Annotated in this window: 5 protein-coding genes and 1 pseudogene; 1 reads left to right on the top strand and 5 read right to left on the bottom strand. The window is 69.5% G+C overall.

The features are described 5' to 3' along the window. Nucleotides 1-50: 50 nt before the first annotated feature. From xdhB to uraH, 3 genes are read right to left on the bottom strand one after another with little or no spacing between them, the layout of a single operon-like run. Nucleotides 51-2,393 carry a xanthine dehydrogenase molybdopterin binding subunit gene (gene xdhB, locus Q0V34_RS20390; protein WP_297516127.1) on the bottom strand — a complete coding sequence of 781 codons (2,343 nt, stop codon included), beginning with the start codon at nt 2,391-2,393 and terminating at the stop codon, nt 51-53. Further along, nucleotides 2,386-3,828 carry a xanthine dehydrogenase small subunit gene (gene xdhA, locus Q0V34_RS20385; protein WP_297516125.1) on the bottom strand — a complete coding sequence of 481 codons (1,443 nt, stop codon included), beginning with the start codon at nt 3,826-3,828 and terminating at the stop codon, nt 2,386-2,388. The genes xdhB and xdhA overlap by 8 nt, the downstream gene beginning before the upstream one ends. Then, on the bottom strand, nt 3,828-4,175 hold the full coding sequence (gene uraH, locus Q0V34_RS20380) for a hydroxyisourate hydrolase (protein ID WP_297516122.1): 348 nt from the start codon (nt 4,173-4,175) through the stop codon (nt 3,828-3,830). Before uraH ends, xdhA begins: the two co-directional genes overlap by 1 nt. A 296-nt stretch (nt 4,176-4,471) precedes the next feature. Between uraH and Q0V34_RS20375 the strand changes: the two genes are divergently transcribed. After that, nucleotides 4,472-6,760 carry an NADP-dependent malic enzyme gene (locus tag Q0V34_RS20375; protein ID WP_297516120.1) on the top strand — a complete coding sequence of 763 codons (2,289 nt, stop codon included), beginning with the start codon at nt 4,472-4,474 and terminating at the stop codon, nt 6,758-6,760. A 107-nt stretch (nt 6,761-6,867) separates the two neighbouring features. On the opposite strand, the gene Q0V34_RS20370 is transcribed toward Q0V34_RS20375, so the two are convergent. Together Q0V34_RS20370 and Q0V34_RS20365 are read right to left on the bottom strand one after the other, a co-directional pair. Beyond that, nucleotides 6,868-7,062 (bottom strand): cold-shock protein, encoded by a 195-nt coding sequence (locus tag Q0V34_RS20370; RefSeq protein ID WP_035017693.1) that lies wholly within the window; start codon nt 7,060-7,062, stop codon nt 6,868-6,870. 135 nt (nt 7,063-7,197) lie between these two features. Next, nucleotides 7,198-7,401, bottom strand: a pseudogene (locus tag Q0V34_RS20365) (cold-shock protein); the annotation flags it as partial. Nucleotides 7,402-7,704 lie beyond the last annotated feature (303 nt).

Here is a 7,704-nt window from a genome sequence, read left to right as displayed (position 1 = left end):
AGCTTCGTTCAAGCCCGCCTCCGGGTGAACAACCTTCATAGCTTCGACACCTAGGCATCGCCCCGCCTCCGCACATCCTCGCAGGCCATCAGGATCGCCTCCGGCGTCGCCGGCGCGTCGAGGTTCGGAAGCACGCGATAATTCCCCAAGCTCGCCACGGCGTGGGTGATCGCCGAATGCACCGAGATCGCCAGCATCAGCGGCGGCTCGCCCACGGCCTTGGAGCGGTGCACGGTCGCCTCGACATTGCGCCCGGCCTTCCACAGGCGGATGTCCAGATGCGCCGGGCGGTCGCCGATGGTCGGGATCTTGTAGGTCGACGGCGCGTGGGTCCGCAGGCGGCCTTGCGCGTCATAGACCAGCTCCTCGGTCGTCAGCCAGCCCATGCCCTGGATGAAGCCGCCCTCGATCTGGCCAAGGTCGATGGCCGGGTTCAGCGACTTGCCGACGTCGTGCAGGATATCGGCGCGCGTGACCTTCATCTCGCCCGTCAGCGTGTCGATCAGCACCTCGCCGCAGGCCGCGCCATAGGCGAAATAGTAGAACGGCCGCCCGGTATGGGTGGCGCGGTCATAGTGGATCTTGGGCGTGGCGTAGTAGCCGGTCGCCGACAGCGAGATCCGCGCCAGATAGGCCTGGCGGATGAACCAGCCGAAGTCGAAGGTCTCGCCGCCGACGCGCACGCCGTCCGGCGTGAAGGCGATGTCGTGCTCGGGGCAGGCCCATTTCTCGGCGGCGAAGGCCACGAGCCGCGCCTTGATCGTCTCGGCCGCGTTCAGCGCCGCCATGCCGTTGAGGTCCGCGCCCGACGAGGCGGCGGTGGCCGAGGTGTTGGGCACCTTGTCGGTGACGGTCGAGGTGATCTTCACCCGCGACACCTCCACCTGGAAGGCCTGGGCGACGATCTGGGCGATCTTGATGTTCAGGCCCTGCCCCATCTCGGTCCCGCCGTGGTTCAGCATGATCGAGCCGTCGGCGTAGAGATGGATCAGGGCGCCGGCCTGGTTCAGGAAGGTGGTGGTGAACGAGATGCCGAACTTCACCGGCGTCAGGGCGATGCCCTTCTTCAGCACGGGGCTGGTGGCGTTGAAGGCTTCGATCTCGCGGCGGCGGGTCTCGTAGGCGCACGAGGCCGCCAGCTCGTCGATCAGCTGCGGCGCGACATTGTCCTCCACCACCTGATGGTAGGGCGTGAGATTACGGCCCTCGCCGCCATAGAGATTGCGGCGGCGCACCTCCAGCGGATCGAGGCCGGTCGCGGCGGCCACCGCGTCCATCACCCGCTCGATGGCGATCATGCCCTGCGGCCCGCCAAAGCCCCGGAACGCGGTGTTCGACACCGTATGGGTGCGGTAGCGATGCGAGAGGATCTCCACGGCCGGCAGGAAATAGGCGTTGTCGGCGTGGAACATCGCCCGGTCGTTGATCGCCATCGAGAGATCGGTCGTCGCGCCGCAGCGCGAGGACAGCTCCAGCGACAGGCCCGTCAACCGGCCGTCGTCGTCGAAACCGACGTCGTAGGCCGCCTCGAAGTCATGCCGCTTGCCGGTCATGACCATGTCCTCGTCGCGGTCCGGCCGCGCCTTGACTGGTCGACCGCTCTTGACGGCGGCCAGAGCGGCGGCGGCGGCGAACAGCGAGGCTTGGGTCTCCTTGCCGCCGAAGCCGCCGCCCATGCGCCGCACCTCGACGGTGACGCAGTGGTCGGGCTTGCCCAGCACGCGGGCGATCAGGTGCTGCACCTCGGTGGGATGCTGGGTGGACGACCAGACATGGACGTCGCCATCCTCGCGTGGCGTCGCCAGCGCGATCTGGCCTTCCAGATAGAAGTGGTCCTGGCCGCCGATCGCGAACCGCCCTTGGACGCGTCGCGGCGCGGTCGCGAGCGCGCCTTGCGCGTCGCCGCGCGCCATGCGCTGGCTGGCCTCGATCTTCAGGTCCATCGCCCGGGCGGCGGCGATGTCGATGGCGGCGGGCAGGTCCTCGTACTCGATGATCGCCTTCGTGACGGCGGCGCGCGCGGCGGCCGGCGAGGTCGCGGCCACGGCGAACAGGCTCTGGCCCACGCAATAGACCTCGCCGTCAGCGAACAGCCGATCATCGTGGATCACCGGGCTGACGTCGTTCTCGCCGGGAATGTCCGCCGCGCTCAGCACCAGCACCACACCGGGCGCGGCGCGGACCGCCGAAAGGTCCATCCGCACGATCTTGGCGTGCGCCCGGGCGCTCTGGCCGAACGCCAGGTGCAGCAGGCCGGCCGGCTCGGGCAGGTCGTCGATATAGATCGCCGAGCCGGTCACGTGGCGCAGGGCGCTGTCGTGCGGCAGAGGGGCGTGCACGCCCTGGAACGGCGCGGTCTCGGCGCGCGGCGGGGTCGCGGCGGAGTCAGCCATGGGCGCTCTCCGGGACCACGCGGGTTTCCGCGCCGGGCGTCTGGCTCTCCAGAAACACCTTGCGCAGCATGTTGCGGGCCGACAGCGCGCGGTAGGCCGCCGAGGCGCGCATGTCGCTCATCGGCGTATAGTCGGTATCGAGCGCGGTCATCGCCGTCTCGATCGTCGCTTCGGTCCAGGGCGCTCCGATCAAAGCCGCCTCGCAGGCCAGGGCCCGCTTCGGCGTTCCGGCCATGCCGCCGAACGCGATCCGCGCCTCGGTGACCACGCCATCCTCGATCGCCAGAGAGAACGCGCCGCACACCGCCGAGATGTCCTGATCGAACCGCTTGGACAGCTTGAAGACCTTGAACAGCCGCCCGGCCGCCGGCTTCGGGACCAGCACCGCCGCGACGAACTCGCCGGGCCGGCGGTCCTGCTTGCCATAGTCCAGGAAGAAGTCTTCCAGCGGCAGCGCGCGCCGCGCGTCGCCCTGGCGCAGCACCAGGGTCGCCCCGGCCGCGATCAGGGCCGGCGGCATGTCGCCGATCGGCGAGCCGTTGGCGATATTGCCGCCGATCGTGCCGCTGTTGCGCACCTGGGTCGAGCCCAGCCGCCGCATCATCGCGCCGAGCTCCGGATAGAGCCCGCCGAGCGCCGCGAGGGCGTCCACATAGCGCACGCCCGCGCCGATGCTCAGGGCCTCGCCCACGTCCTCCAGGCGCTTCAGCTCGGCGACCTCGGCGAGGCTGATCAGGGTCGGGAGCGGCCGCCGCTGCTTGGTGACCCACAGGCCGACGTCCGTCGCGCCGGCGACGATCGTCGCGTCCGGATGGTCCAAATAGGTCTGGGCCAGTTCATCGACGGTGCGCGGCGCGAACCACTGGCGGGTGACGCCGTGGATCTCGTCCTCGAAGCTCAGCGTCAGCATCGTCTCGTCGGCGACGCGCGCCAGATCGACGTCCGGCGGCGTCTCGGCGGCCACGCCCTTGGCGACCTCCAGGATCGGACCATAGCCGGTGCAGCGGCAGAGATTCCCGGCCAGCACCTCGGCCGGGGGCGCCTCCGCGCCCTTGGCCCGCACCGCGCGGCCGTACAGCGACATGACGATGCCCGGCGTGCAGAAGCCGCATTGGGAGCCGTGCCGCTCGACCAGCGCCCGCTGCACCGGATGCGGCGCGCCGGCCTTCGCCAGGCTCTCCACCGTCACGAGCGCCTTGCCGTGCAGCATCGGCAGGAACTGGATGCAGCTGTTGACCGCCCGCCACGCCACGCCGTCGCCGTCGGCTTCGCCGACCAGCACCGTGCACGAGCCGCAGTCGCCCTCGGCGCAACCTTCCTTGGTGCCGGTCCGCCGCAGCGGTCCGCGCAGGTGTTCGAGCAAGGTCGTGGTCGGGTTGGCCCCGCGCGCCTCGTGGACCTCGCCGTCCAGCAGGAACCGGATCGTGTCGCCCATCAGCTGCCCCGGTAGGTGGAATAGCCGTACGGCGAGACCAGCAGCGGCACGTGCCAGTGCTGCTCTAGGTTCGAGACGGCGAAATCGATAACCACGACGTCCAGGAACGGCGGCTCGGCGAGCGGCAGGCCCGAGGCCTTGAAATAGTCGCCGATGGCGAATTCCAGGCGGTAGCCGCCGACGCGCAGGTCCTCGACGGCGAGAAGCCGCGCACGACCGTCGGAATCGGTGCGGAATTCCGCCACCGGCTCGACCGTCGAACCGTCGCGACGCGACACCCGCACCGCGACGCCGGCGGCCGGCCTTCCGGCCGCTTGATCGAGAATATGCGTCGTCAGTCCGCTCATGATCCGCCCTTGTCCTGGACCCAACGCGATGCTCGGCCCGCCTCGCCGCCCTTGTCCAGCGCCTTGCGCCCTGGCCTTCCCGCCGAAGCGAAAGCGCCGCGCAAGACGGCGACCGGCGCCCGAAGCGCGGGCAATATATAATAGAATTATTACTTGTCAGAGCCCTGATCGGCTCCGCACCCGCCGTCGGCGGCGCGGGGTTGGAAAACCGCCCCAACCCCGGTAGCTAGACCCTGGACGGCCCCCGAGCCAGATGGGCCGCGCGAAGACGCGCGGCGCTTCGAGAGGAACAGCGAATGGACGAGGATTTCCGCAAGGCGGCGCTGGACTATCACCGCCTGCCGCGGCCCGGAAAGCTGGCGATCGAGGCCACCAAGCGGATGGCCACCCAGCGCGACCTCGCCCTCGCCTACTCCCCCGGCGTCGCCGCGCCGTGCGTCGCCATCGCCGAGAATCCCGACACCGCCCGCGACTACACCGCGCGCGGCAATCTGGTGGCCGTGATCTCCAACGGCACCGCCGTCCTGGGCCTCGGCGACATCGGTCCGCTGGCCTCCAAGCCGGTGATGGAGGGCAAGGCCGTCCTGTTCAAGAAATTCGCCGGCATCGACGTCTTCGACATCGAGGTCGACGCCAAGGATCCCGACCGCTTCATCGAGGTGGTGGCGGCCCTGGAGCCGACCTTCGGCGGCGTCAATCTCGAGGACATCAAGGCCCCGGAGTGCTTCATCATCGAGCGCAAGCTGCGCGAGCGGATGAACATCCCCGTCTTCCACGACGACCAGCACGGCACCGCCATCGTCTGCGCCGCCGCCGTCCGCAACGCCCTGCTGGTCCAGGGCAAGGCGCTGAAGGACGTCAAGCTGGTCACCTCGGGCGCCGGCGCCGCGGCCCTGGCCTGCGTCGACCTGCTGGTCTCGATGGGCCTGCCCGTCGAGAACGTCACCCTGACCGACATCAAGGGCGTGGTGCACGCCGGCCGCGAGCCCGACATGCCCGACAACATGGCGCGCTATGCTCGCCAGACCGACGCCCGCACCCTGCCCGAGGTGCTGCCCGGCGCGGACATCTTCCTGGGCCTGTCGGCGCCGCGCGTGTTCAAGCCCGAATGGCTGCCGCTGCTGGCGCCCAACCCGCTGATCCTGGCCATGGCCAATCCCGAGCCGGAGATCCTGCCCGAGCTCGTCTACGCCGCGCGCCCCGACGCCATCATGGCCACCGGCCGCAGCGACTACGCCAACCAGGTCAACAACGTCCTCTGCTTCCCCTTCATCTTCCGCGGCGCCCTGGACGTCGGGGCCAGCGAGATCAACGAGGCCATGAAGGTCGCCGCCGTCGAGGCCATCGCCGAGCTGGCCCGCGCCGAGGCCTCGGAAGTGGTCGCCTCGGCCTATGGCGGCGCGGCGCCGGTGTTCGGGTCGCAGTACATCATCCCCAAGCCCTTCGATCCGCGCCTGATCCTGCAGATCGCCCCGGCCGTCGCCAAGGCGGCCATGGAGAGCGGCGTCGCCACGCGGCCGATCGCCGACTTCGAGGCCTATCTCGCCGAGCTGGAGCTGTTCGTCTATCGCTCGGGCCAGCTGATGCGGCCGGTCTTCGAGCGCGCGCGCAAGGCGCCGGTCAAGGTGGCCTATGCCGAGGGCGAGGACGAGCGCGTGCTGCGCGCGGTCCAGACGGTGGTCGACGAGGGCCTGGCCCATCCCGTCCTGGTCGGCCGCCGCGAGGTCATCAAGGCCAAGGTGGCCGAGATGGGCCTGCGCCTGGATCTCGGCGGCAAGGTCGAGATCGTCGACCCGCAGGCCGACCATGACCTCTTCAAGCCGCTGGTCGCCGAGTACCAGAAGCTGGTGGGCCGACGCGGCGTGCCCCCGATCGCGGCCCAGCGCCGCGTCGAGGGGCGCCGCACGGTGGCGGCGTCGATGCTGCTGTCTTCGGGTTATGTCGAGGCCGCCCTGGTCGGCGGCAGCGGCGACTGGTGGCAGCACATGACCTACGCCCTGCCGATCATTCCGCGCCGCGAGAACGTCAGCCGGGTCTACGCCCTGTCGACGCTGATCCTCGACAACGGCACGCTGTTCTTCTGCGACACCCACGTGAACGTCGACCCGACCGCCGAGCAGGTCGCCGAATGCACCCAGCTGGCGGCCGAGGTCGTGCGGCGCTTTGGCCTGACGCCCAAGGCGGCGCTGCTGTCGCACTCCTCGTTCGGGGCCAGCAATTCGCCGACGGCCCGCAAGATGCGCGAGGCCTTGGCCCTGCTGCGCCAGCAGGCGCCGGAGCTCGAGGTCGACGGCGAGATGCACGCCGACGCCGCCCTCAGCCAGCACCTGCGCGATCGCCTGGTCGCCGATAGCCCGCTGAAGGGCTCGGCCAATCTGTTGGTCATGCCGACGCTGGACGCGGCCAATATCGGCCTGACCCTGCTCAGCGCCGCGACCGAGTCCTTGCTGGTTGGCCCGATCCTGCTGGGCATGAGCAAGCCGCTGCACGTGCTGGTGCCCAGCGTCACCGCGCGCGGCATCGCCAACCTGACGGCCCTGGCGGTGAACCAGGCCGCCTCCGAGCGGGCGCGGCTGGCCGGCTGATCCTGTCCGGAAACGCAAAAAGGCCCCGACCAGCGCATCGCGCCGGCGGGGCCTTCATGAACCTTGGAAAAGGCCGTCCCTCGGGGGCGGCCTTTCGCTTGGAAGGCTTAGAGGATGCGCAGGTTGCCGGCCGAGGTCTTCCCCGAACGACGGTCCTGTTCAAGCTCGTAACCGACCTGCTGGCCTTCGTTCAGGCCGCGCAGACCGGCGCGTTCCACGGCCGAGATGTGCACGAACACGTCGCCGCCGCCGTTGTCGGGCTGGATGAAGCCGAAGCCCTTGGTGGTGTTGAACCACTTCACGACGCCGGTGCCCGACTCGCCGGTGCCCGACGAGAAGCCGCCGCCACCGCCGCCGCCGCGCGGACCGTCGAAGCTGCGCGGAGCGCGCGGACCGCCACGGCCAGCGCCGCCGGCCGGCGCGGCGCCATGGCCGGTGACCCGCAGTTGACCCGCCGAGGTCTTGCCCGAGCGGCGGTCTTCTTCCAGTTCGTACGCGACTTGATCACCTTCATTCAGGCCCGACAGACCCGAACGTTCAACCGCGGCGATATGGACGAAGACGTCCTGGCCGCCGTCCTCGGGCTGAATGAAGCCAAAGCCCTTGGCCGGGTTGAACCACTTAACGACACCGTTCGCCATATTATCCTCAAACACCTCAATCGACGGGCTGATAGTCGGCCCGCGTCCTTCCAACGGAAGTCATGACGCAAAACCGCGCCACGCGCTATGGGCTTTGAACGGAGAAAATCGGCCAGAGGGCGGCGAAGCGCAGAAAAGTTCGCGCTTCAGGCGGCGGGCGTGGCCGAAACGCCACTCTTAATTGCAAATCTCGGCGCGACGATACCGGATCCTTGTCGGCTCGAAGCCGCGAGATCGGTCGGGTCCTGTGGGTGCGGGGACAGGATTTGAACCTGTGACCTTCAGGTTATGAGCCTGACGAGC

The sequence above is a fragment of the uncultured Caulobacter sp. genome (assembly GCF_947036865.1).
Taxonomy (GTDB): domain Bacteria; phylum Pseudomonadota; class Alphaproteobacteria; order Caulobacterales; family Caulobacteraceae; genus Caulobacter.
This window is presented reverse-complemented; position numbering and strand designations above follow the sequence as displayed.

What these genes read in the sequence shown, in the direction of transcription:
- xdhB (WP_297516127.1), bottom strand. Translation starts at nt 2,393, where the DNA reads ATGGCTGACTCCGCCGCGACCCCGCCGCGCGCCGAGACCGCGCCGTTC.
- xdhA (WP_297516125.1), bottom strand. Translation starts at nt 3,828, where the DNA reads ATGGGCGACACGATCCGGTTCCTGCTGGACGGCGAGGTCCACGAGGCG.
- Q0V34_RS20375 (WP_297516120.1), top strand. Translation starts at nt 4,472, where the DNA reads ATGGACGAGGATTTCCGCAAGGCGGCGCTGGACTATCACCGCCTGCCG.
- uraH (WP_297516122.1), bottom strand. Translation starts at nt 4,175, where the DNA reads ATGAGCGGACTGACGACGCATATTCTCGATCAAGCGGCCGGAAGGCCG.